The sequence below is a fragment of the Pseudarthrobacter sp. 01T43 genome (genome assembly GCF_056398665.1).
Genome location: NZ_JBFTPV010000001.1, coordinates 286203 through 306126 on the forward strand (window position 1 = coordinate 286203; position 19924 = coordinate 306126).

At 65.5% G+C, this 19924-nt stretch carries 21 protein-coding genes and 3 tRNA genes; 7 read left to right on the plus strand and 17 right to left on the minus strand.

The window, feature by feature from the left end:
• Window positions 1–3 precede the first annotated feature (3 nt).
• Window positions 4–954, plus strand: coding sequence for a DUF8083 family protein (locus AC1DIM_RS01315; RefSeq protein WP_477708686.1), 951 nt, complete (start codon window positions 4–6; stop codon window positions 952–954).
• Window positions 955–991: 37 nt separating this feature from the next.
• On the opposite strand, the gene AC1DIM_RS01320 is transcribed toward AC1DIM_RS01315, so the two are convergent.
• The 5 genes from AC1DIM_RS01320 to AC1DIM_RS01340 all read right to left on the minus strand — a co-directional run bounded on the left by AC1DIM_RS01320 (window position 992) and on the right by AC1DIM_RS01340 (window position 5638).
• The gene (locus tag AC1DIM_RS01320) at window positions 992–2044 is read right to left on the minus strand and encodes a LacI family DNA-binding transcriptional regulator (RefSeq protein ID WP_477708687.1); all 1053 of its coding nucleotides are present in this window, start codon (window positions 2042–2044) and stop codon (window positions 992–994) included.
• Window positions 2045–2142: 98 nt separating this feature from the next.
• Complete coding sequence (locus AC1DIM_RS01325; protein ID WP_477708688.1) at window positions 2143–2412, minus strand: hypothetical protein; 270 nt, start codon at window positions 2410–2412, stop codon at window positions 2143–2145.
• Entirely contained in the window at window positions 2409–3314 is a 906-nt protein-coding gene (locus AC1DIM_RS01330) for a carbohydrate ABC transporter permease (protein ID WP_477708689.1), read from the minus strand. The genes AC1DIM_RS01325 and AC1DIM_RS01330 overlap by 4 nt, the downstream gene beginning before the upstream one ends.
• A complete protein-coding gene (locus AC1DIM_RS01335; protein WP_477708690.1) occupies window positions 3311–4348 on the minus strand; it encodes a carbohydrate ABC transporter permease in 1038 nt (345 codons plus the stop codon). The genes AC1DIM_RS01330 and AC1DIM_RS01335 overlap by 4 nt, the downstream gene beginning before the upstream one ends.
• A gap of 6 nt (window positions 4349–4354) precedes the next feature.
• Window positions 4355–5638: an ABC transporter substrate-binding protein gene (locus AC1DIM_RS01340; protein ID WP_477708691.1), complete on the minus strand. Its 1284-nt coding sequence runs from the start codon at window positions 5636–5638 to the stop codon at window positions 4355–4357.
• A gap of 123 nt (window positions 5639–5761) precedes the next feature.
• Here AC1DIM_RS01340 and AC1DIM_RS01345 point away from each other — a divergent pair, with 123 nt between their 5' ends.
• Window positions 5762–7582: a glycoside hydrolase family 13 protein gene (locus tag AC1DIM_RS01345; RefSeq protein WP_477708692.1), complete on the plus strand. Its 1821-nt coding sequence runs from the start codon at window positions 5762–5764 to the stop codon at window positions 7580–7582.
• Window positions 7583–7594: 12 nt separating this feature from the next.
• Here AC1DIM_RS01345 and AC1DIM_RS01350 read toward each other — a convergent pair whose 3' ends face one another.
• The 8 genes from AC1DIM_RS01350 to AC1DIM_RS01385 all read right to left on the minus strand — a co-directional run bounded on the left by AC1DIM_RS01350 (window position 7595) and on the right by AC1DIM_RS01385 (window position 10483).
• Window positions 7595–8206, minus strand: a complete 612-nt coding sequence (locus AC1DIM_RS01350) for a hypothetical protein (RefSeq protein ID WP_477708693.1) — start codon at window positions 8204–8206, stop codon at window positions 7595–7597.
• Window positions 8203–8772 carry a DUF6286 domain-containing protein gene (locus AC1DIM_RS01355; protein ID WP_477708745.1) on the minus strand — a complete coding sequence of 190 codons (570 nt, stop codon included), beginning with the start codon at window positions 8770–8772 and terminating at the stop codon, window positions 8203–8205. The genes AC1DIM_RS01350 and AC1DIM_RS01355 overlap by 4 nt, the downstream gene beginning before the upstream one ends.
• Before the next feature lie 74 nt (window positions 8773–8846).
• Window positions 8847–9227, minus strand: coding sequence for a hypothetical protein (locus AC1DIM_RS01360; protein ID WP_477708694.1), 381 nt, complete (start codon window positions 9225–9227; stop codon window positions 8847–8849).
• Window positions 9224–9415: a hypothetical protein gene (locus AC1DIM_RS01365; RefSeq protein WP_477708695.1), complete on the minus strand. Its 192-nt coding sequence runs from the start codon at window positions 9413–9415 to the stop codon at window positions 9224–9226. The genes AC1DIM_RS01360 and AC1DIM_RS01365 overlap by 4 nt, the downstream gene beginning before the upstream one ends.
• A complete protein-coding gene (locus AC1DIM_RS01370) occupies window positions 9412–9882 on the minus strand; it encodes an Asp23/Gls24 family envelope stress response protein (RefSeq protein ID WP_477708696.1) in 471 nt (156 codons plus the stop codon). Before AC1DIM_RS01370 ends, AC1DIM_RS01365 begins: the two co-directional genes overlap by 4 nt.
• Window positions 9883–10121: 239 nt before the next feature.
• Window positions 10122–10197, minus strand: a tRNA-Phe gene (locus AC1DIM_RS01375).
• A 48-nt stretch (window positions 10198–10245) separates the two neighbouring features.
• Window positions 10246–10319 (minus strand) — tRNA-Asp (locus tag AC1DIM_RS01380).
• A 91-nt stretch (window positions 10320–10410) separates the two neighbouring features.
• A tRNA-Glu gene (locus AC1DIM_RS01385) sits at window positions 10411–10483 on the minus strand.
• Between the two features lie 167 nt (window positions 10484–10650).
• Between AC1DIM_RS01385 and AC1DIM_RS01390 the strand changes: the two genes are divergently transcribed.
• Entirely contained in the window at window positions 10651–11670 is a 1020-nt protein-coding gene (locus AC1DIM_RS01390; RefSeq protein ID WP_477708697.1) for a PHP domain-containing protein, read from the plus strand.
• A 9-nt stretch (window positions 11671–11679) separates the two neighbouring features.
• Here AC1DIM_RS01390 and AC1DIM_RS01395 read toward each other — a convergent pair whose 3' ends face one another.
• Complete coding sequence (locus AC1DIM_RS01395) at window positions 11680–12387, minus strand: DsbA family protein (RefSeq protein ID WP_477708698.1); 708 nt, start codon at window positions 12385–12387, stop codon at window positions 11680–11682.
• A 128-nt stretch (window positions 12388–12515) separates the two neighbouring features.
• Here AC1DIM_RS01395 and AC1DIM_RS01400 point away from each other — a divergent pair, with 128 nt between their 5' ends.
• The 4 genes from AC1DIM_RS01400 (at window position 12516) to AC1DIM_RS01415 (ending at window position 16658) form a co-directional block, all read left to right on the plus strand.
• Window positions 12516–13487: a DMT family transporter gene (locus tag AC1DIM_RS01400; RefSeq protein ID WP_477708699.1), complete on the plus strand. Its 972-nt coding sequence runs from the start codon at window positions 12516–12518 to the stop codon at window positions 13485–13487.
• 41 nt (window positions 13488–13528) lie between these two features.
• Window positions 13529–13957 (plus strand): metallopeptidase family protein, encoded by a 429-nt coding sequence (locus AC1DIM_RS01405; protein WP_477708700.1) that lies wholly within the window; start codon window positions 13529–13531, stop codon window positions 13955–13957.
• 10 nt (window positions 13958–13967) lie between these two features.
• Window positions 13968–14888 carry a cation diffusion facilitator family transporter gene (locus AC1DIM_RS01410; protein WP_477708701.1) on the plus strand — a complete coding sequence of 307 codons (921 nt, stop codon included), beginning with the start codon at window positions 13968–13970 and terminating at the stop codon, window positions 14886–14888.
• 327 nt (window positions 14889–15215) lie between these two features.
• Entirely contained in the window at window positions 15216–16658 is a 1443-nt protein-coding gene (locus AC1DIM_RS01415) for a C40 family peptidase (RefSeq protein WP_477708702.1), read from the plus strand.
• A gap of 35 nt (window positions 16659–16693) precedes the next feature.
• Here AC1DIM_RS01415 and AC1DIM_RS01420 read toward each other — a convergent pair whose 3' ends face one another.
• The 3 genes from AC1DIM_RS01420 to AC1DIM_RS01430 form a co-directional block, all read right to left on the minus strand.
• On the minus strand, window positions 16694–17500 hold the full coding sequence (locus AC1DIM_RS01420) for an ABC transporter permease (RefSeq protein ID WP_477708746.1): 807 nt from the start codon (window positions 17498–17500) through the stop codon (window positions 16694–16696).
• 157 nt (window positions 17501–17657) lie between these two features.
• On the minus strand, window positions 17658–18668 hold the full coding sequence (locus AC1DIM_RS01425) for an ABC transporter ATP-binding protein (RefSeq protein WP_477708747.1): 1011 nt from the start codon (window positions 18666–18668) through the stop codon (window positions 17658–17660).
• Between the two features lie 14 nt (window positions 18669–18682).
• The gene (locus tag AC1DIM_RS01430) at window positions 18683–19903 is read right to left on the minus strand and encodes a LolA-like protein (RefSeq protein ID WP_477708703.1); all 1221 of its coding nucleotides are present in this window, start codon (window positions 19901–19903) and stop codon (window positions 18683–18685) included.
• Window positions 19904–19924 lie beyond the last annotated feature (21 nt).

Genomic DNA, 19924 nt, shown 5'->3' on the forward strand with positions numbered 1-19924 from the left:
GCCGTGACGGGAAACCTCTACCGGGGCCAGGCCGGGCTGCCCTTCTCCTCAACGCTCCGGGTCTACGAACCGCTGGAAGCCTTCCCGGAAGGACAGCGGGAAGCCATCCGGGCCGCCGGCGCACGCGCTGCCTCCCGGGCCGCCGTCGAAAACGCCGAGCTGCTGGCTTCGCTGGGCCGGATCACCCGCGCCGGCGGGGACCCTTTTCCGACCGGACGGACGGACCTGGTCAGGGTGACCAGCGCTCCCGGCGTAACGCCTCACCCCGCCCCGCAGGCGGGAGCACCGCAGCCGGAAACGTCCGACGCCGGTGCTGCCGCCCGCTCGGGTGATGAGGCACGGAATCCAGGTGCCGAGCGTGTCCTGCTTTACTGTCCGAGCCAGCTCGTCCTGCGCGCCGGGCTGGCCGCCAACGCGCTCATGGAAGGGATCCACGGCCCGCTGGCTGAAATGTTGATTCCGGAGGAACAGCGGGACAAGCACCAGGAACGGATCGACCAGGTCAAAGCCCGGGACGGCAGCATCCGTGTGCATACCCGTGCCTCCACATGGGGCATCCCGTTCAGCTGGTTCTCGCTGTTTGCCGAGGGCGACCACAAGGATGTAGTGGAATCCGGCGGCCGCATCCTCACTGTCAGGATATGGGCTCCCATCACCGAGGCCATGGAGCGGGCACGCTACGCTGTGGCGAACCTGGCACTGGCCGCCCCCGACCTGGACATGCTGGATGATCTGGCCCAGCTGACCGAGTGGCTGGAGACGTTCCACGTCAATTCCATGGTGGAACTCGACTACGGTGCCGTGGCGGACAAGGTTTATCCGGACGAATCGCCGATGGACATCCGGTTGGGCATCGAATGCCTCGCTGAGGGGGACATGACAGGCGCCGCGGCTGCCTACCGGCGGCTCGCATCCCGCTGGATTCCCATCCGCCAGCTCGCCCGCGCCTCCTGACCGGAGCTCCCCGGTCGCGTGGCCGAGGTGCGCTGCCTTAAGAAGGAGGCGGCGCCGTCGTACGCCTGACGATGAGCTGGTGCGGCGCGACAGCGGAGCGCACCGCCCCGGCCACACCGTTGAGTTCATCGAGGAGCATCTTGGTGGCAAGCTCGGCCTGCTCATCCGGCCGCTGCCTGACCGTGGTCAGGCCCATTGCGTCGGCGAAATCGTGGTCGTCGATTCCCACCACCGACAAATCCTCCGGCACGCGGACCCCTGCCCGGGCGGCTTCGAAGATCACGCCCATGGCCATCTCGTCGGAGGCGCAGAAGATGGCAGTGGGCTTGGGGGCAGGGCTGGCCCAAAGCCGCCTGAACGCTTCCTGGCCGCTGCGGACCGTGAAGTCTCCCCACTCGTCCCATTCGGGGCGCGTGGGCAGCCCCTCGGCCGCCATCACGTCCGTGAATGCCAGAATCCGCACGCGGGGAACGTCGAAGTTGAGATCAGTTTCATCGTCGCCGTGCAGGAGCGCAATGTCCCGGTGACCGAGATCAATCAGGTGCCGGACGGCGGCGGAGGACGCTGCGTAGTCGTCGATCCCGATATACGCGCACTCCTCCACGTGGCCGCCCACCACTATCAGGGGAATGTCGATCTTCTGCAGGTGGTCCAGCTCATCGGGGGTCAACGCCATACACAGGACCAGCAGGGCGTCAATCTGCTTATAAACCATGGTTTTGCTGAAGAGGCGCTCACGGTTACTGCCATGCCCGCCCAGGTTGAAGAGGGACAGGTTGTACTGGCGCGCGTGAAGTTCCCGGTCCGCGCCCTCAATGGCCTTGGAGAAGAACCATCGGCTCACGAAGGGTGCCAGGACACCAATGGTCTTAGTGCGGCCGGTGGCCAGTCCCGAGGCGGAGGAGGATGCCACGTAGCCCAGGGCTCCGGCCACCTCCAGGATCTTCTCCCGGGTGGCGGGCGAAACCCTGGGCAGCCCACGCACAGCCCGTGACACTGTGGCAGTGGACACTCCGGCGGCCGCTGCTACGTCCTCAATGCTGACGCCGCTGTGGCCGCCACGTTGCGACCTCTCCGTAATGCGTGCCACAGTACCCCATCCCCAGCTGTTGACAGATCCTTGCTGCCTGCAGTTCCGGCGGCAACAAGCCAGTTTATTCTGCCCAGCTCTGAGCTCTCGATCAGCCCCTATTTCTTACGCGCGGCAGTCCTCGCGGGCAGCCGCCGCCTGAGCCGGACCATTCCGTAAATGGCCGCCAGCATAGCCAGCAGGCCCAACGCCCAGCCGAGGGCCGGCTGGGCGGTGACCTCCATCCAGACGGTGACCACCAGCAAGACCACCGCCCAGAAGCCCAGGAATCCGATAATGATGTCGAAATCCTCCCCGGAACGGGCCCGCCGGTGTTCGCTGCGGACCAGCCCGTGGTTCTGCTCGCCGTCCGCAGCCGCACCTTTCACTTGACGGCACCCGCGGTGAGGCCGGCAACAATCTTGCGCTGGAAGACCAGCACTAGGATCACCAGGGGAATCGTAACGATGGTTCCCGCGGCCATGATGGCCGTGTAGGGGATCTGGTTCGGCTGGGCGCCAGCGAAGCTTGCAATGGCAACCGTTACGGGCTGGGTGGCGTCGCTGGACAGCTGGCTGGCGATCAGGAACTCATTCCAGGAGGAAATGAACGCCAGGATTGCCGTGGTGAAGATGGCCGGCGCTGCCAGGGGCAGGATGACCTTCCGGAACGCCTGGCCCTGGGTGCAGCCATCCACCCGGGCGGATTCCTCAAGCTCCCACGGCATTTCGCGGAAGAAAGACGTCATGGTGTAGACGGTCAGAGGAAGCACAAACGAAATGTTCGGGATGATCAGCGCCTGGTAGGTGCCCATCCAACCGATGTTGGTAAAGAGCTGGAACAGCGGGGTGATGAGGGCCACGCCCGGGAACATGGACGCGCCCAGGATAAAGCCCAGCACCAGAAACTTGAACCGGAAGTTCAGGCGGGCCAGGGCGTAGGCGGCGAATACACCGATCAGCAGGGACACCACGGTCACGACGCCGCCGATGAAAACGCTGTTGAGCAGGGCCTGCCCGAAGTGGTTGCCGAAGGACGTATCAAACGCGGTGTTGAAGTTGTCCAGCGTGACATGGGTCGGCAGGATGGAGGTGTCGTAGGTGAAGCCGACGTCGCGGAAGGCTGTCACCACCATCCAATATGCCGGCGCCAGGCACCAGATCAGGACGACGACGGCGCTGATGTACGTGCGGCCCTGTCCCCACTTTTCCCTGTTCTGGGCAGCCTTCCGGCCTCTGTCCTGCCGCGCCCGGAGGTCGGTCGCGGCTGTCGCGGCTGTCGCGGCGCTCATTTCTTCCCCTTACCGGTGGCTCCGCTTTGTTCCACAACGTTCGCCCCCAGGAAGCGCACAAAGATGAACGCAACCAGGAAAATGATGATGAACGTGATCGTGGACAATGCAGCCGCCGCGTTGAACCCTTGCCTGATCTGGTTAATGACCAAAATGGACAGCGTGGTGGTGTTGTTTGCGCCGCCCGTAAGGATGTACGGGAGGTCGAACATTCGCAGTGCATCGAGTGTGCGGAAGAGGACAGCCACCATGAGCGCCGGCTTCACCAGCGGAAGAGTGATCATCCGGAACCGCTGCCAGGTGGTGGCACCATCAACCTTGGCAGCCTCATAGACATCGGCGGGAATCATTTGCAGGCCGGCAAGGATAAGCAGTGCCATGAAGGGCGTGGTCTTCCAGACGTCTGCAATGATCACAGCCCACTTAGCCGGCCATTCACTGCCTGTCCAAAGGATGCTGGTGTTGAACAGCTTGTTGGCGATACCTTCGAAAGCGAAGATGAACAGCCACAGCTTGGCGGTCACCGCGGTGGGAATCGCCCACGGAACCAGGACTGCCGCACGGACCAGGCTGCGGCCCCGGAATGTCCTGGCCATGATGAGGGCCATCCAGAAACCGAGTACCGTCTCCAGCGTCACTGTGACCACGGTGAAGAAGAATGTTGTGGCCGTGGCCGACCAGAACTGGCCGCCGAGGGTTCCAGGCGGGCATGCAACAGTGCCGCCACCGGGTGCCGCACACTGCTGGGCAAGCCAGTTGACGTAGTTTTGGAAACCTGCCGGGCCGCCGGCGGTGAAAAGTCCGGTGACCGGATCGAGCCCGGCGTCCTTTTGGAATGACATCACAATGGCGCTGATGATCGGGTAAACAATCACGACGGCCAACGCGATGATGGTCGGAGCAAGCAGCCACGTAGCCCACTTGCCCTGGCTCAGGATCTTATTGTCCTCACCGACACCTTTAGGCCCGTGATGGGCGGGGGTACCACCCGACGCCGGTGACTTTACCGGCGTCGGGCCCAATTCGGTTGCCATGACCGGCTACTGTCCCGCGCTAGCGGATTCGATGGACTTTTGCATGTCTGACAAAGCAGATTCCACGGTTTTCTCCCCCTTGATGGCAGAGTAGGCATTTTCCTGGATGGCCTTGGTGACTGCCGGGTAGAAGGGCGTCACCGGGCGCGGCACGGCGTTCTCGATGGACGTCTTCAATACCGGCAGGTACGGAAGCTTCGCGACGAGTGCCTGGTCGTCGTACAGCGAACCCAGAACCGGGGCCAGCGAGCCCTGGGTGGCGTAGAACTTCTCAGTTTCTTCGGAGGTCATGAACTTGAGGAAGTCAAGGGAGGTGGCCTTGTTCTTCGAGTAGACGCTGACGGCCAGGTTGTGGCCACCGAGGGATGAGGCGCCCGGGCCGCTCTTGCCCGGGAGGGCAGCCATGCCCAGGACGTCCTTTACCTTGGAGGATCCTTCAGTGACGGCCAGGTTGTAGACGTAAGGCCAGTTGCGCAGGAACAGGAGCTTGCCGTCCTGGAATGCCTGGCGGCTCTCTTCCTCCTTGTACGTGATGGCCTCCTTCGGGATGTTCCCGTCGGCATATGCCTTCGCGAGGTTTTCCAACCCTGCCTTGGCTTCACTCGTGTTCAGGCTGGGCTTGCCGTCCTTGTCCAGCACGGAGCCGCCCGAGGAGTTAATGGCCTCCGAGGCATTGACTGTCAGGCCCTCGTACTTGCTGAACTGGCCCGCAAAGCAGCCAATGTTGTTGGCCTTGGCGATGGAGCACATGCCCATCATTTCGTCCCACGTCTTCGGCGCGTTGGGAACCAGATCCTTGCGGTAGTAGAGAATGGCGCCGTCGGAGGTCTGCGGGGCCGCGTACAGCGTCCCCTTATACGTGCCGCTCTCGACGGTCGGTTTGAGCATGGCGCTGGTGTCGATCGCCATCTTGTCCTTGAGCGGCTGCAGCCAGCCCTTGGCAGCGAACTCGGCCGTCCAGACAACATCGACGTCGACGACGTCGTAGCCGGCGTCTTTCGCCTGGAAGTGCTGGACGATGTCGTCATGCTGCTGGTCGGCCTGGTCCGTCTGCTCCTTGAACGTGACTTTCTCATTCGGGTGCGCGGCGTTCCACTTTTCGACCAGGGGGCGGACCACATTGCTGTTGTCCTTGCCCTGGACATAGGTGATGGGGCCACGGCCGTCGAGGTTCTGTTCGGCATCGCTACCGCCGCCACCACCTGTACCGCCGCCCCCGCCACAGGCGGAGAGGGTTAAAGCCAGGATGCCGGCGGCGGCCGCGGGCAGAAGGAACTTAGGGGATTTCATGTAGGAGACTCCTCGCTGAGTTTCGAGCAAATCGGCGGTGCTTTTGTAGTGGTGAGCATCACACTAGTAAGGTTGCTGGGAAAAATGCAAGCGTTTACACGCAATGTTTACGGAAAGGATATTTTGGCAAATAGCCCCATCACCCCTGCAGGTTCGTCCACCAAGGCATGGTGGACCAGCGCCGTCATCTACCAGATCTACCCACGCTCGTTCGCCGACGCCAATGGCGACGGCATGGGGGACCTCAGGGGTGTGACCGCGCGTCTGCCCTATCTCAAACGGCTCGGCGTGGATGCCATCTGGCTGTCCCCGTTCTACAAATCCCCACAGGCGGATGCCGGCTACGACGTGGCGGACTACCGCCAGGTGGACCCACTTTTCGGGACACTGGCCGACTTCGATGCAATGCTCGCCGAGGCTAACGGTCTGAGGTTGAAGGTTATCGTTGACCTTGTGCCGAACCATACGTCGGACGAGCACAAATGGTTCCAGGAAGCGCTTGCGTCGCCTCCCCGGTCTGAACAACGGGACCGGTACATGTTTCGGCGGGGCAATGACGAAGTCCCGGGCTCCGGCGACGGAAACCTGGCCCCGAACAACTGGAGATCGATCTTTGGCGGAGCCGCCTGGAGCAGGATCACCGAAGCCGATGGCAGGCCGGGCGACTGGTACCTCCACCTATTTGATGCCAAGCAGCCCGACTTGAACTGGGACAACGCCGAGGTCCAGGAAGAAATGCGCGCTGTCTTGCGCTTTTGGCTTGACCGTGGAGTAGCTGGATTCCGTGTTGACGTTGCCCACGGCCTGGTCAAGGCACCGGGATTGCCGGACTGGGAAGGCGCCACCGCCATGGTGGAAGGCACTGCGGAGGCCTCACACCAACGGCATCTGCCGCCGGGCGATGCCCCCGGAGGACATACAGAAGCTCAGGAACCCCACCGCGCCGTGTCGCCGCAGTACCCTCCGTCGCCGTTCTTCGACCAGGACGGCGTCCATGACATCTACCGCGACTGGAACCGCGTGCTGGCCGCCTATGACGGCGACCGGATGATGGTAGCCGAAGCATGGGTGGAACCGGCGGAACGGTTGGCCCGGTATGTCCGCAAGGACGAAATGCAGCAAGCCTTCAACTTCGACTTCCTCCTGGCCGGGTGGGACGCGGAACGCATGGCCGAAGCAATCGAAGATTCCCTCCGTGCCGACGCGTCTGTCGGAGCGCCCTCCACCTGGGTGTTGAGTAACCACGACACCGTCCGCCACAGCACCCGGTTCGGCCTGCAGGATCCCACCACCTTCCCGAAGGGCATTGGCGCCGCGGATGAACAGCCGGACGCGGCCTTAGGACTCGCGCGCGCCCGCGCCGCTGCCCTGGTTTCCCTTGCGTTGCCGGGCTCCGCCTACATCTACCAAGGCGAGGAACTGGGCCTTCCTGAGCACACCACCCTGCCTGACGATGCCCGGCAGGATCCCACTTTCTTCCGCACCAAGGGCGTGGAAGTCGGCCGCGACGGCTGCCGGGTGCCCCTTCCCTGGAAGGCAGACGAACCTGGTTATGGCTTCGCGGAGACTTTCACCAGAGAAGGCGGGCGTGAGCCCGTCCGTCCGGCCGCGCCATGGTTGCCCCAGCCAGAGTCCTTCAGGGACCTTGCTGCCGACCAACAGGACGGCTTAGCCGGTTCCACCATGGAGCTGTACCGCTCGGTGCTCGCTTTCCGCTCTGCCAACGGCCTGGGGTCCGGAACGTTTCAGTGGGCTGACCTTCATCAACCGGCCAAAGGTGTGCTGGCCTTCAACAACGGCAGGGTCCTGGTCCTCAGCAATATGGGAACAGGGGCCGTGCCGGTCCCCGCTGGATATGCGGTAGCTCTCCTGAGCGGGCCGCGGGTGAGCGCGGCTGTGGCCGAGATACTTCCGAACTGCGCGGCCTACCTGACCAATACATAACCTCCGGGCACACTAGCGGACGCGTTCGGCGCGGCTGAACCGCGTCCGGGCCCCGGCGCCGATGTGGATGAGGACAGGCGTGGGTTTTCCCACCACCGCGTCCAAAGCCGACACGAGGGCAGTGACTTCCGCCGCTAAGAGGTGCGGCGCGACACCCTGGCGCGGTTGAAGCCTGATTTTCAGGGCCGGGCTTCCCTGGACGTCGTAGGTGGCCACCGTGGCTCCGGCCAGATCCGGCCGTTCCGCCAAGGCATGCTTCAGCGCCTGCTCCGCGACTCCCCCGCTGATCCGCACGTCTCCGGGGACCGCGCCGGGATCAAAGCCGGCTACCAGCAGGTTGCTCCGGCCTTTGCCCTGCTGGGCAAGCCAGGCAACCATGAGGCCAATCAGGATCACCAGTGCGATGGCCATCATGATCCACACCCAGCTTTCGGTCCGGCCGGGAAACCGGGTGCTGTCAAAGGCTTCGTTCAGCCCCTTCCAGGCCGCGCCCGCCCACCCGTGCCACCACGCTCCCACTGCGGGAACGGTGGCCAGCAGGACCAGGAGGATGCCCACCGCGAGCAGTTTTAATCCAAGAAGTCCGATCAGGATCCGGTTGAGAAGCGAAGGCGTGCTGGTCATGCGCCTATCACCCCTGCGTTGGAAATGTTCACGCGGACTTCCGGTACTGGATCCAGCGCCATCTCACGGAGTTCGTCTTCGACGGCGGCGAGCACCGCCTGCTCTGTTACCGGAACTCCTGAGGTGGGCCGGACATTCACGATGACCTGTCGCTGGGAGACCACCACCATGACCTGTTCCGGCGTGACATTGGCGGCAACCCGGGCGCTGCGGGCCAGGGCCGACGCGATGACCTCGTCATCCACCACCACGGCGGTTGAGGAATAACCGCTGTTTAGCACGTGCCTCGCACGCCTGCCGGGCAGTAGGGCGTTAAGCAGAAAAAACAGGCCCACCATCGCAACCACGGCGCCCCCGGCGGCGAGCAACAACGGCGGCAGGCCGGCAGGCAGTGCAACGATGCGTTCGGCGGCCAACTGGGGTTCAATCAGCCAGGCCGGTTGCCCAATGGCGTGCACGGCCGATTCGAGCAGGCCGTAGCCCGCAAGCACCATCACCAGCACGGCCGCCACCACGGAGACCGCGGCCCGCGATGAATGCGTCTCCCGGCGCACCACCCTGCGCATGTCCAACTGAGGTCCATCGGGCGCCGGCGCAGTTTCCCCTGGGCCCGCCAAGTGCTCATCCACCAACTCGTGGCTCACTGGACCCTGCCTCCCTCGCTTGGCTTGACGCCACTGATCCGGATGTCCACCCTGCTCAGGCGCGCACCGCTCAGCTCAGTGACGGTGGACAGGATCCTGCTTTTGGCCTCGACGGTCCGGTCCCAGATGGGTCCGCCGAACGCGGCGACCCTGCCAGCGTCCCGCAGCACGGCAGTCAGGGGCGGAATCCTGATAGGTGAGACAAGCGCCAGAGCCAGCAGGCCGTCGTCGTCGGACCAGTCCGCCCGCACATCGTGCGCTTCCACCCCGAGGGCCTCGGCGGCCGCTGCTTTGGCAAGGCTGGTCAGGGCCTGGGTGCTGATCCGGTTATGACCATTCAGCCCCTGCGCAGGAACGGAGGGTGCGGCTGCGGTCATGATGAGGAGCGCCGGCCGATGATTGCATCCAGGACGCCGCGCAGGTCCAGTTTCCCTTCTGCAGCACGGCCCAACAGGGCCCCGATAGCCATAAAGACAAGTGAGATCAGGAAGCCCCACAGCCCAAATTGGAAGGACATAAACGCCACGAACGCGCCAACGGCAATGCCCACTACGGTCAGGTTCACAGCAGCGCCTCCCTCTCTGTGGCCACAGGGGCCGTCGCTTTGGGTGGCGGGGCCACGTAGACGTCGGTTACCTCGACATTTACTTCAATGACCTGCAGGCCGACAAGTTCCTCGACAGCGCGGTACACCGAAGCCCGGACTTGGTCGGCCAGGGAGTGGAGTGGCGTGCCGTAGGAGGCCACGAGGCTGATATCCACGGCCACCTGGGTCTCGCCTACCTCGGCACGGACACCGGCGGCATGGTCTGAGCTGCCAACGGCGTCCCGGATGGCACCAAGCGCCCGTGATGGAACGGAACCAAGGGAATAGACACCGGGCACGGCGCGGGCAGCAATGCCGGCAACTTTTGCCACGGCGGTCTCAGCGATGACCGTGCGGCCGTGGCCGGGCACAGGTGACGTGCTGGCGAGCTGGCCGGCAGCAAACTGGCGCCCGGCCGCTTCGGGTTGTGGGTTCTGGTATTCCATCAGGCACTTCCCCTTCTGTTGTTCCCAACCCTATCCCCTGGCCGTGACAACGTGCTGGAATTCCGGGCCCTCCGGTTGCAGGGCAGCACGGAGATTTGGCAATTCCCCGGTTCCTGGACTTAACCCCGTGAAGGCCCCCGGGGGAATTGACCACGCGGCGGGGAATTTGCGCGGCGCCCCACTCGCATCCCCGGGTTAAAGAAGAAAAGCACCAGTTCCGAAGAACTGATGCTTCCCAGTGGTGGCTCCGACCGGCGTCGATCCGGTGACCTTTCGATTTTCAGTCGAACGCTCTACCAACTGAGCTACAGAGCCTAGGTGACACGTCACCATGACCGCCGAAATCTCTTCCGACAACCAGAGCGACCCTGACGGGACTTGAACCCGCGACCTCCGCCGTGACAGGGCGGCGCGCTAACCAACTGCGCTACAGGGCCTTGCTTTTCTTGCTTCGCAGTATGCCTACCGCGTTTTTTCAAGGCTTCCAGCTTACCAGACAATTTCTGCCTGCCTGACCAGTTCCTTGCGTACCCCCAACGGGATTCGAACCCGTGCCGCCGCCGTGAAAGGGCGGTGTCCTAGGCCGCTAGACGATGGGGGCCAGAACCCGTTCGGCACAAAATAAAAGGCTTCGAGCCGATGCTCTCAGTCTTTTCGTTTGCAGTTGCTCCGAACTGGACTCTAAAACTATAGGGCCTTGGACGGAATATTCCAAAATCGGGCCGCGAAGGCCTCAACGAAGCGGCGTGAACAGGCGAAAATGGACAGATGGATGCCGTCGCTGCGCTCAATGAGATCGCCTTTTGGCTGGAGCGCGAACGCGCCGCCACCTTCAAGGTCCAAGCTTTCCGGAAGGCGGCCGGAGTCATCGCCGCACTGGATCCGGCCGAGACGGCAGCCCGGGCCCATGACGGCAGGCTCAAGAGCATGAAGGGCATCGGCGACAGGACCTACCAGGTGGTCCGCCAGGCGGTGGATGGCGAAGTGCCGGAATATCTCGCGGACCTACGCCAGCGCGGCTCGGTGCCGCTTGCCGACGGCGGGGCTGAACTCCACGCCTCACTGCGCGGTGACCTCCACAGCCACAGCGACTGGTCCGACGGCGGATCCCCCATCCCGCTGATGGCTGCGGCCGCGCAAGTGCTGGGCCGCGAATACCTGGCGCTCACCGACCACTCGCCCAACCTGACCATCGCCAACGGCCTGAGCGCGGAGCGCCTCACCGAGCAGCTCGACGTGGTGGCAGGGCTCAACTCCGGTAATACGAACGGGTTCCGGCTGCTGGCCGGCATCGAGGTGGACATCCTGGAATCCGGCGAGTTGGACCAGTCGCCGGAGATGCTTGACCGGCTGGACATTGTGGTGGCCAGCGTCCACTCGAAACTCCGCGCTGACCGAACCACCATGACGGAACGGATGCTCGGGGGCATCCGGGATCCGCACACCAACGTGCTGGGCCACTGCACCGGCCGCCTCGTGGAAGGATCGCGGGGCACCCGGCCCCAGTCTGAGTTTGATGCCAAGGAGGTGTTCGCTGCCTGCGCCGAAAACAACGTCGCGGTGGAAATCAACTCGCGGCCCGAGCGGCAGGACCCGCCGGACAACCTCATCCAGTTGGCCCTGGCCGCCGGCTGCCTGTTCTCCATCGACAGCGACGCCCACGCTCCCGGGCAGCTGGACTTTCTCCAGTACGGGGCGGCCCGCGCTGCACTGAACAATGTTCCTGCTGAGCGGATTGTCACAACGTGGCCTTTAGACCAGCTTCTGGAATGGGCGGCCAAGGCTTAACGCGCGGAGCTACTTCACTGCGTCGGTGAGCTTCTGCCGAAAATCCTGTTTGGTGGTCAAGGTCAGTTTCTCCCCGTTGAGGAAGAACGTCGGAGTGCTGGTCACGCCCAGGGCCGCGCCGTCCGCCATGTCAGCGCGGATGCGTTCCTTGGTTGCGTCAGCTGCCACCGTGGCATCGAACGCCGCCAGGTCGAGGCCCAGTTCCTCGGCGAAGGTCCGGAACAGCGGTCCCTGCGATTCGCGCTTTCCATGCCACTGGTCCTGGGTTTCAAACATCTTCGCGGCCATCGCCTCAAATTGGCCCTGCTGCGCGGCACCCTCCACGGCCAGCGCGGCCGTGCCGGAGTTCGGGTGCGAGGGCAGCGGAAAGTAGCGGTTGACGAAGGTGATCCGCTCGCCAAACTCCAGTTTCAATTCCTCAACGAAGGGATGGATGGAGCGGCACGCCTCGCACTCAAAGTCCAGGAACTCCACCAGCTGCGCCTTTTCAACCGCCGGGGTGGTGAGCCGGTGGCTGTCCGYCCGCACCAGCTGTTCGGCGCCTGCAGTGCCCGCACCCGCGGGAGGTACCGGGGCTGGCCCGGGCTTGTTCAACGTCAGCACCGCGTACCAGGCACCGCCCGCGACCACGATGACGCCGAGCAGGATCCAGATGACCAGGCGGATCCGTTTTGCCGGGTCCGGCGCGGACCCGCGGGACGTTGAAGCTGTGACCATAAACCGCATCCTAACCGAGACCGCGGTTGCACCTACCCCTTTCCGGCCGGGGGCTCGTGGCAGGAACCCGACGAGACGTGACTGATTTCCGCCAGCCGCCAGCGCAGGCCCAGGGTTACATTGGCAGCATGGCTTCAACCTCCCCTAACGGCTCCACACCATCGGCAGCACTTCACACTCGGCAAGGCGGCGTCAGCGCGCGTGGCGTCGCAGCGGTCCTGGTCACGGTGGTGCTGTGGGCGTCGGCATTTGTGGGCATCCGGGCGATCGGGCCAAGTTTCTCCCCCGGTTCCCTGACCTTGGGCAGGTTGGCGGTTGCCGCCGTCGTACTCGGTGCGCTGGTACTGCCGCAACTGACGAAGAGCAAGGTACTGCCGCGAGGCCGTGAATGGTGGCCCATCCTCGGGTACGGCGTGATGTGGTTCGGCGGCTACAACGTGGCGCTGAATGCGGCGGAGCACCTCCTGGACGCCGGCACCGCCGCCCTGCTGATCAACGTCAATCCCATCCTCGTGGCCATCATGGCCGGGTTCGTCCTGAAGGAAGGCTTCCCCCGCTGGCTGATCATCGGCAGCCTGGTGGCATTCGGCGGGGTGGCGCTGATCGCGCTCGGATCCGGCGCGGGGTCGGGTGCGGGGTCCGGTGAACGTTCGACGGCGGATGTTGCGGGTGTGCTGCTTTGCCTCCTTGCCGCGGTGCTCGCCGCCGTCAGCGTCATCATCCAGAAGCCGGTGCTGCGGAAGGTCCCGGCGGGCCAGGCCACGTGGTTCGGAATCATGGTGGGCGCGGTCTGCTGCCTGCCCTTTAGCGCGCAGCTGGTGTCCGAACTGCATGCCGCGCCGTTGTACGCAACGCTGGGGCTGGTGTACCTCGGTGTCTTCCCGACTGCGATTGCGTTCACCACGTGGGCCTATGCCCTGTCCCTCATTGATGCCGGAAAGCTGGCAGCCACCACCTACCTGGTTCCGGGCACCACCATCCTCATCTCGTGGCTGGTCCTGAGCGAAGTACCCTCCGTCTGGGGCCTTGTGGGAGGTGTGGTCTGCCTGGTGGGGGTTGGCCTGACCCGCCGCCGGTCCCGTGCCGTAGTCCGGCCTTGAGCGCGGGTGGCCAGCCCGGAATTCCGCGCTACAGTCGGGAGATGCCCGCCAATTTGCCGCCCGGACTGCCCATTATTCCGGAGGGTCCGCACGAGCCGCTTCCCTTCGAGATGTCCGCTGACGACTTCGACGCCGCAGTCACTGACGCCCTGGGCCTGATCCCGCCCAAACTCGCGGCCGCCATGGACAACGTGGCCGTCTTTGTCGAAGACGACTACGTCCCCGGCCCTGGCGAAGACCCGGATACCGTCCTGCTGGGCCTCTACGAGGGCGTGCCGCTGACCGAGCGGGATTCGTGGTGGGACGCCGGTTCGCTGCCCGACCGGATCACCATCTTCCGCCAGCCCATCCTGGACATCTGCGTCTCCCGCGACGAGGTCATCCAGGAAGTGGCGGTGACGGTGGTGCACGAAATCGCCCATCACTTCGGCATCGATGACCACCGCCTGCATGAGCTTGGCTGGGACTAGCCTTGTAGTCATGGGACACGACCACAGCCACACACACGGGATCACGGCAACTGGCAGGCACCGCAAACGGCTCGTCGCCGTCCTGGCCATCACGCTGACGGTTGTCCTGGTCCAAGTGGTGGGCGCGGCCCTGTCCGGATCGCTGGCCCTGCTGGCAGACGCCGGCCACATGCTCTCCGACGCGGCGGGCGTGACCATCGCGCTCCTGGCGGCCTGGATCGCAGGGAGGCCGGCCAGCGACCAGCGGACCTACGGGTACCAGCGGGCGGAGGTCCTTGCCGCCCTCGCCAACGCGCTGATCCTGATTGTGATCTCCGTGGTCATTTTTACCGAGGCCATCCGGCGGATCGGGTCGGCGCCCGAAGTCCACACCGACATCATGCTCTTCGCCGCCATCCTGGGTGGGGTTGCCAACCTGGTGTCGCTGCTGATCCTGCACGGGGCGCACCAGGAAAGCCTGAATGTGCGCGGCGCCTATCTCGAAGTGCTCGGTGACCTGCTGGGCTCCTTCGCCGTCATTGTAGCGGCCCTGATCATCATGTTCACCGGCTACCAGGCGGCCGATACCATCGCATCAGTCCTCATTGCCCTGATGATCCTGCCGCGGGCCTGGAGCCTGCTCCGCGATGTAGTGGACGTGCTCCTGGAGGCCACCCCCAAAGGTGTGGAGGTGCAGATGATCCGCGAGCACATCCTCAGCGTCGACGGCGTGGTGGACGTTCATGACATCCACATCTGGACCATCACGTCCGGCGTGCCGGTGTTTTCCGCGCATGTGGTGGTGGAGGACGGCGTCCTGAACGCCCGGGGGGCCGATCAGGTCCTGGACAAGCTCACGGCCTGCCTCGGCTCCCACTTCGACACCGAGCACTGCACGTTCCAGCTTGAGCCCGCGAGCCATTCCGAGCACGAGTCGCACCAGCACGCCTGACGCCCGAGCGGTGGTGGGGCTGACATCCTCTGCGCGCTGCTCCCTGCGGGCACCCTTAGCTCGGCCAGGGAACCCTGCAGGCGTGGGCCCACTTCGTCGCCCTGACGCACGCTGCCGGATGCCAGCCCGCCGCCGGCTCCACGTGCGACACGCCAACCCGAAATGTGACGGAATGACATTGTTGTTGTTTATGTTATTGATGTGACTCTTGTTGCTAAAGTGCAATATGTCACGTAGCCTCTGACTGCTGGGCGATCAGCAGAGGGGCCGTTTGTGCCGCCACCAGACCTCGCTCCCCCAGCCTTACTATCCTGCGAGGTTCTGCGAATGGGTTTGTCCGGGTCCGGCCTGAAGGCCGTCGTGCTGTGTACCGCCGTCGTATTGTCCGGAACACTCGCCATCCCGGCCCAGGCCTCGCCCCCATCCCTGGCGCCTGCCGTCCAGCGTCCGGCCGCACCAGACATTCCCTCCGCCGAGGACATCGCCGCGGCGAAGTCCAATGAAAGCGCGACAGCGGCCCAGGTCACCGCCATCGAACGCCTCCTGGCGGACGCCGCCGGCGCCCAGCAGGTCACCTTTGCCCTGACCCTGCAGGCAAACAACGCCTACAGCGAGGCGCTGGTAGAACTGCAGGACCGTCGGAGCGCCGCGGAGGTGGCCTCCGCCCGGGCGGAGGTTGCCGTGCAGGCACAGGACAGGACCCGGAAACAGGTGGGCCAACTGGCCGGCGACCTCTATCGCAACGGCGGCCTGAACCCGACGCTCACCACGTTCGTCAGCGGCAACGGCGAAGCGCTCCAGCAGGCCGCAACGCTGGAGGCCATTTCAGCCAGCCGCAGCCGGGCCTTCGAATCCGCCGAAACAGCGGCTGCGGCGGCGCAATCGCTCACCGCCGCGGCCCAGGACGCCAACCGGGCTGCCGACGACGCCGCCAAAACGGCCGAAGCCCGCAAGGCTGAGGCCGAAGGGGCCAACGCTGCCCGGGTCCAGGCAGTAACCGAAGCCAGGGCACAGCGGACCGTGCTGGTGGACCAGTTGGCGCAGCTGAGGAACACTACGGTGGCGTTGGAATCCGCCCGGGTGGACGAACTTGACCGGCAACGCGAAGAGGCCAGGCTCGCGGCCATCACGGCGGCTGCGGCACAGGTTGGCCCGGGTCGGCCTGTCGGCACTCCCGCGACGCCGGGCGGGATCTCGCCCGGCGGGGCTGCACCCCAGGCGCCGGCGGCCCCGGGCCCTGTGCCGGCACCTGCCCCGGTTCTCGCGCCAGCCCCTGCTCCTGCGCCCGCGCCGGCGCCAGCTCCAGCTCCCGCACCGGCTCCTGTTCCCGCGCCAGCTCCGGCTCCTGTTCCCGCACCAGCTCCGAACCCGGCACCCACGCCCGCACCATCACCCGGCGGTTCCGTCGAGACTGCTATCTCAGTGGCGCTGTCAAAGGCGGGGGCGCCCTTTTTCTACCAGTACGGCGGGACGGGTCCGAATGGTTTTGACTGCTCCGGACTGGTCCAGACTGCGTTCGCCGCAGCCGGCAAATACCTGCCCCGCACCGCTGCCCAGCAGTTCGCGGCCGCTCCGGTGCATGTTCCCCTTTCCGAGGCCCGGCGCGGCGACCTGCTGGTGTGGGGTTCGGCCCCGGGTTTTTATCACGTCGCCATCTACCTCGGCAACGGCCAGGTGGTGCAGGCGCTGAACCCGGATGAGGGCATCGGGGTCACCCAGCTGAGCCGGATGGCCGGGATGCAGCTCCATCCGTACGCCGCGCGCTACTGACGGGACTGGTCACGGCTTCCAGCCACCGGCAAATCTCAGGACAGCACATCCTTGGTGACGAACCGGGCATAAGCCAGCGCCCCGAAAACAGCCACGTACCCGGCCTGCAGCACGGCATTGCTTGCGAAGGAATCCCACAGCACCGGTTGGCGCAGGACATCCGCGAATCCAAACCAGTAGTGCGTGAACAGCCACGGGTGCAGCCACTCAAGCTGCGGCAACTGGTCCGCGATCTGGGACGCCACGGAGACCACCACCGTTGCCGCCATCGCCMCGACGGGAACCACCGTCAGGGTGGACAGGAAAAGCCCGATCGCCGACAACCCGGCAAGGGACACCGCCAGATACGCTGCGATCAGGACAAGCCGCAGCGCTGCCTCCGGCGGCTGGACCACGTCGCCTGACAGGAGTGTCACGGGCCCGATCGGGAACAATGACGCCCCGATCGCTGCTCCGGCCAGCGCCACCGTAACGGGCGCGGCGAGGCAAAAAGCCAAAGCACCTGCGTACTTCACCAGCAGTAGCCGAACGCGGCCAGCGGGTGCAACCAGCAGGTACCGCAGGGTGCCCAGGCTCGCCTCCCCGGCAATGGTGTCGCCTGCCACCACACCGATAGTGAGGGGCAGGAACAGCGGCACGGCCACGAGCATGGCGGTGACGGCCACGAACAGCCCGTTCTGCGTGATCCGGTCCAGGAATGCCGGCCCGCGGCCGGGAGGAACAGCCGATGAGAGCCGGACAGCGACGGCGATCAGTACCGGTATTGCGGCCAAGGCCACCAGCATGGCCCAGGTCCGGCGGCGGCGGAACAGTGTGGTCAACTCGGATGCCAGCAGGGACATCCCGGACGTTGCCGCCGGGAGGTCTTTGGAGTCGGATCCGCCGCGGGCTTCGGGGACGCTGTCGGCTAGTGAACCACTACCGGCATGTCGGCCGCCCCCGGCCCGGGCAGCATTACTGGACGGGGCTTCACTGGGCTGGGCTTCACTGGGCTGGGCTTCACTGGGCAACGTCGAATCCCTCCCCCGTCAGGGCGACAAAACGCTCCTCGAGGCTCTCCCGCTCAACGGAAAAGCCTCGGACCCGCACCCCTGCCGCCACAAGCCCCGCAACGATGTCCTCCGGTGGAGGCATTGTGGGCGTTGGCATGACCTTGTGCGCGTTACCCGGGTGACCCACCCCAGCCGTCCCGGCGGTCACAACTTGCCCATCCGCCGCGGCGCTCCCCGCCACGGAGTCTGCGCGTTCCGGGGTCATGCCCAACCGCAGCAGGACCTCACAGGCTGCGCCGGCGTCGGGCGTTAACAGGCGGATCCGGACTTCGCCGCCCCGGCGGAGCTCCGCCAGCGGCCCCTGGCTCACCAGCCGGCCAGCGCTCATAACCGCCGCGTGTGTGCAGATCTGTTCCACCTCGGCCAGCAAGTGACTGGAGACGAAGACCGTGGCGCCGTCGGCGGCCAGGGAGCGGACCAGGCTGCGCACCTCACGCGTGCCCTGCGGGTCGAGGCCGTTGGTGGGCTCATCCAGCACCAGCAGCTCTCGTGGGGAAAGCAGTGCGTTGGCGATCCCCAGCCGTTGCTTCATGCCCAGCGAATAGGCGTGCACCCGCTTACCGGCGGCGTGCGAGAGCCCCACCCGTTCGAGCGCCGCCGCTACGCGCGCGTTCCGGGTGCCCGGCGTTCCATGCCGGCTCGCGGCGTCGAATCGGTGGAGGTTGGCGGTGCCGGACAGAAAGGGATAGAAGGCGGGTCCCTCCACCAGCGCACCGACGCGCGGCAGCACCTCCTGCAGCCGCTCGGGCATCGGCTGCCCGAAGACGCTGACGGTGCCGGCCGACGCCGCGGCGAGGCCCAGCAGCATGCGGATGGTGGTTGTTTTGCCGGATCCGTTGGGCCCCAGGAACCCGAAGACGGCGCCCTGCGGTACGGCAAGGTCCACATTGTCCACCGCGGTTTGGCGGCCGAACCGTTTAGTGAGGCCCTGCGTTTCGATGGTCAGCCCGGCAGCCATCCTGCCGGCCGCGCTCACGCTGCGCCGGCGGCGGCTTGCAGCCGCTCCACCGGAACCATCCCCACAAAGATCCTGCCGTCGTCGGTCACCAGGACGTTGACCAGGGACGTGGACAGGAGCCGCCCGCCTGGTACGACGACGGCGGCCTGGGAGAGGAGGGGATCCTTCAGTATCGTTTGGGCCAGCTGAGCCCCCTGGCCGTCGGTTGCGGCGGGGAATCCAACCACCGTTTCCCAGCCCTCGCCGGTCACGGCAGGCCGGGGTCCGTCATGGTGCCGCTGCCCAGCCGGGTCACCCGGAACATGATCCGGTGCGACCAATCCGGGTTTCCCGGGGACCGCGGGCATGGACGGTGCCGGTAGCTCTTTAAGCGTGACTCCCGGCGGTGCGGCGAAGTTGAACGTGGCATCCTCCGGGGCCGCGAGGGACAGGCTGGTGAATCCTGACTCGAAGGCGGGTTTCACCTGGCCCCGGGCGGACACCGTCACCCTGAGCGGCATGCCGGTCTGGCCGTCGACGGCGATGACCACTTTCGCCAGCAGGGTCCCGTCGGTCCGTGGCGCCAGTTCCAGGCTATAGGCGGACCGGCCGGCCACCTGTACGTCGGGGCCCACCGTCACCGCTGTGGAGCTGTCAACCTTGGCGAGGAACTTCGCGGCCAGGTCATCCGGCGTGGGGAAGGCCTGTGTCGACTGGTCCGGAACGGGCCCTTCCTGGCCGGACCCGTTCTGCCCGGACCCGTTCTGCCCGGGCAGGGCGCCGGGACCCTTGGGAACCTGCAGGGGAAGGTCGCTCGCAACGGCCGGCAGGGTCAGGTGGGCAGCGGAATTGTCCTTGGAGTTATAGAACCAGACGTCGTGATCCCGCCGGATGACATCGCGTTCAGCCAACCGGTCCATCACCTGGACGCGCATTTTGGCGGGCCCGTCCATGTAAACGCGGGCACTGTGCTCGCCGGTCAGGAGCTCGATGATCGATGCCGGACCGCCCGCTGAAACAGGACCTGAGGCGGGGGCGCCGGCCGGCAGGTCCGGCAGGCCGAGCTCGGAGACCTGCTCAAGTGTGCCGGAGAACGTCCTGGTGCTGTGTTGCCCCAACAGAGTGAGGACCTCAGCCGGCGACTTCGCAGGCAGCGGATCACCTGCCCGCGCCGGGATGGATCCCACCAGTACACCGGCGGCGATCATGGCGGGTACAGCTGCGGCCGGCACCCAGCGCTTCCATGCGCGGTTCATGCCGGGCACGCTTCATCGTTG

What these genes read in the sequence shown, in the direction of transcription:
- AC1DIM_RS01330 (WP_477708689.1), bottom strand. Translation starts at nt 3,314, where the DNA reads ATGAGCGCCGCGACAGCCGCGACAGCCGCGACCGACCTCCGGGCGCGG.
- AC1DIM_RS01335 (WP_477708690.1), bottom strand. Translation starts at nt 4,348, where the DNA reads ATGGCAACCGAATTGGGCCCGACGCCGGTAAAGTCACCGGCGTCGGGT.
- AC1DIM_RS01340 (WP_477708691.1), bottom strand. Translation starts at nt 5,638, where the DNA reads ATGAAATCCCCTAAGTTCCTTCTGCCCGCGGCCGCCGCCGGCATCCTG.
- AC1DIM_RS01350 (WP_477708693.1), bottom strand. Translation starts at nt 8,206, where the DNA reads ATGACCAGCACGCCTTCGCTTCTCAACCGGATCCTGATCGGACTTCTT.
- AC1DIM_RS01355 (WP_477708745.1), bottom strand. Translation starts at nt 8,772, where the DNA reads ATGCGCAGGGTGGTGCGCCGGGAGACGCATTCATCGCGGGCCGCGGTC.
- AC1DIM_RS01360 (WP_477708694.1), bottom strand. Translation starts at nt 9,227, where the DNA reads ATGACCGCAGCCGCACCCTCCGTTCCTGCGCAGGGGCTGAATGGTCAT.
- AC1DIM_RS01370 (WP_477708696.1), bottom strand. Translation starts at nt 9,882, where the DNA reads ATGGAATACCAGAACCCACAACCCGAAGCGGCCGGGCGCCAGTTTGCT.
- AC1DIM_RS01390 (WP_477708697.1), top strand. Translation starts at nt 10,651, where the DNA reads ATGGATGCCGTCGCTGCGCTCAATGAGATCGCCTTTTGGCTGGAGCGC.
- AC1DIM_RS01400 (WP_477708699.1), top strand. Translation starts at nt 12,516, where the DNA reads ATGGCTTCAACCTCCCCTAACGGCTCCACACCATCGGCAGCACTTCAC.
- AC1DIM_RS01405 (WP_477708700.1), top strand. Translation starts at nt 13,529, where the DNA reads ATGCCCGCCAATTTGCCGCCCGGACTGCCCATTATTCCGGAGGGTCCG.
- AC1DIM_RS01410 (WP_477708701.1), top strand. Translation starts at nt 13,968, where the DNA reads ATGGGACACGACCACAGCCACACACACGGGATCACGGCAACTGGCAGG.
- AC1DIM_RS01415 (WP_477708702.1), top strand. Translation starts at nt 15,216, where the DNA reads ATGGGTTTGTCCGGGTCCGGCCTGAAGGCCGTCGTGCTGTGTACCGCC.
- AC1DIM_RS01425 (WP_477708747.1), bottom strand. Translation starts at nt 18,668, where the DNA reads ATGGCTGCCGGGCTGACCATCGAAACGCAGGGCCTCACTAAACGGTTC.
- AC1DIM_RS01430 (WP_477708703.1), bottom strand. Translation starts at nt 19,903, where the DNA reads ATGAACCGCGCATGGAAGCGCTGGGTGCCGGCCGCAGCTGTACCCGCC.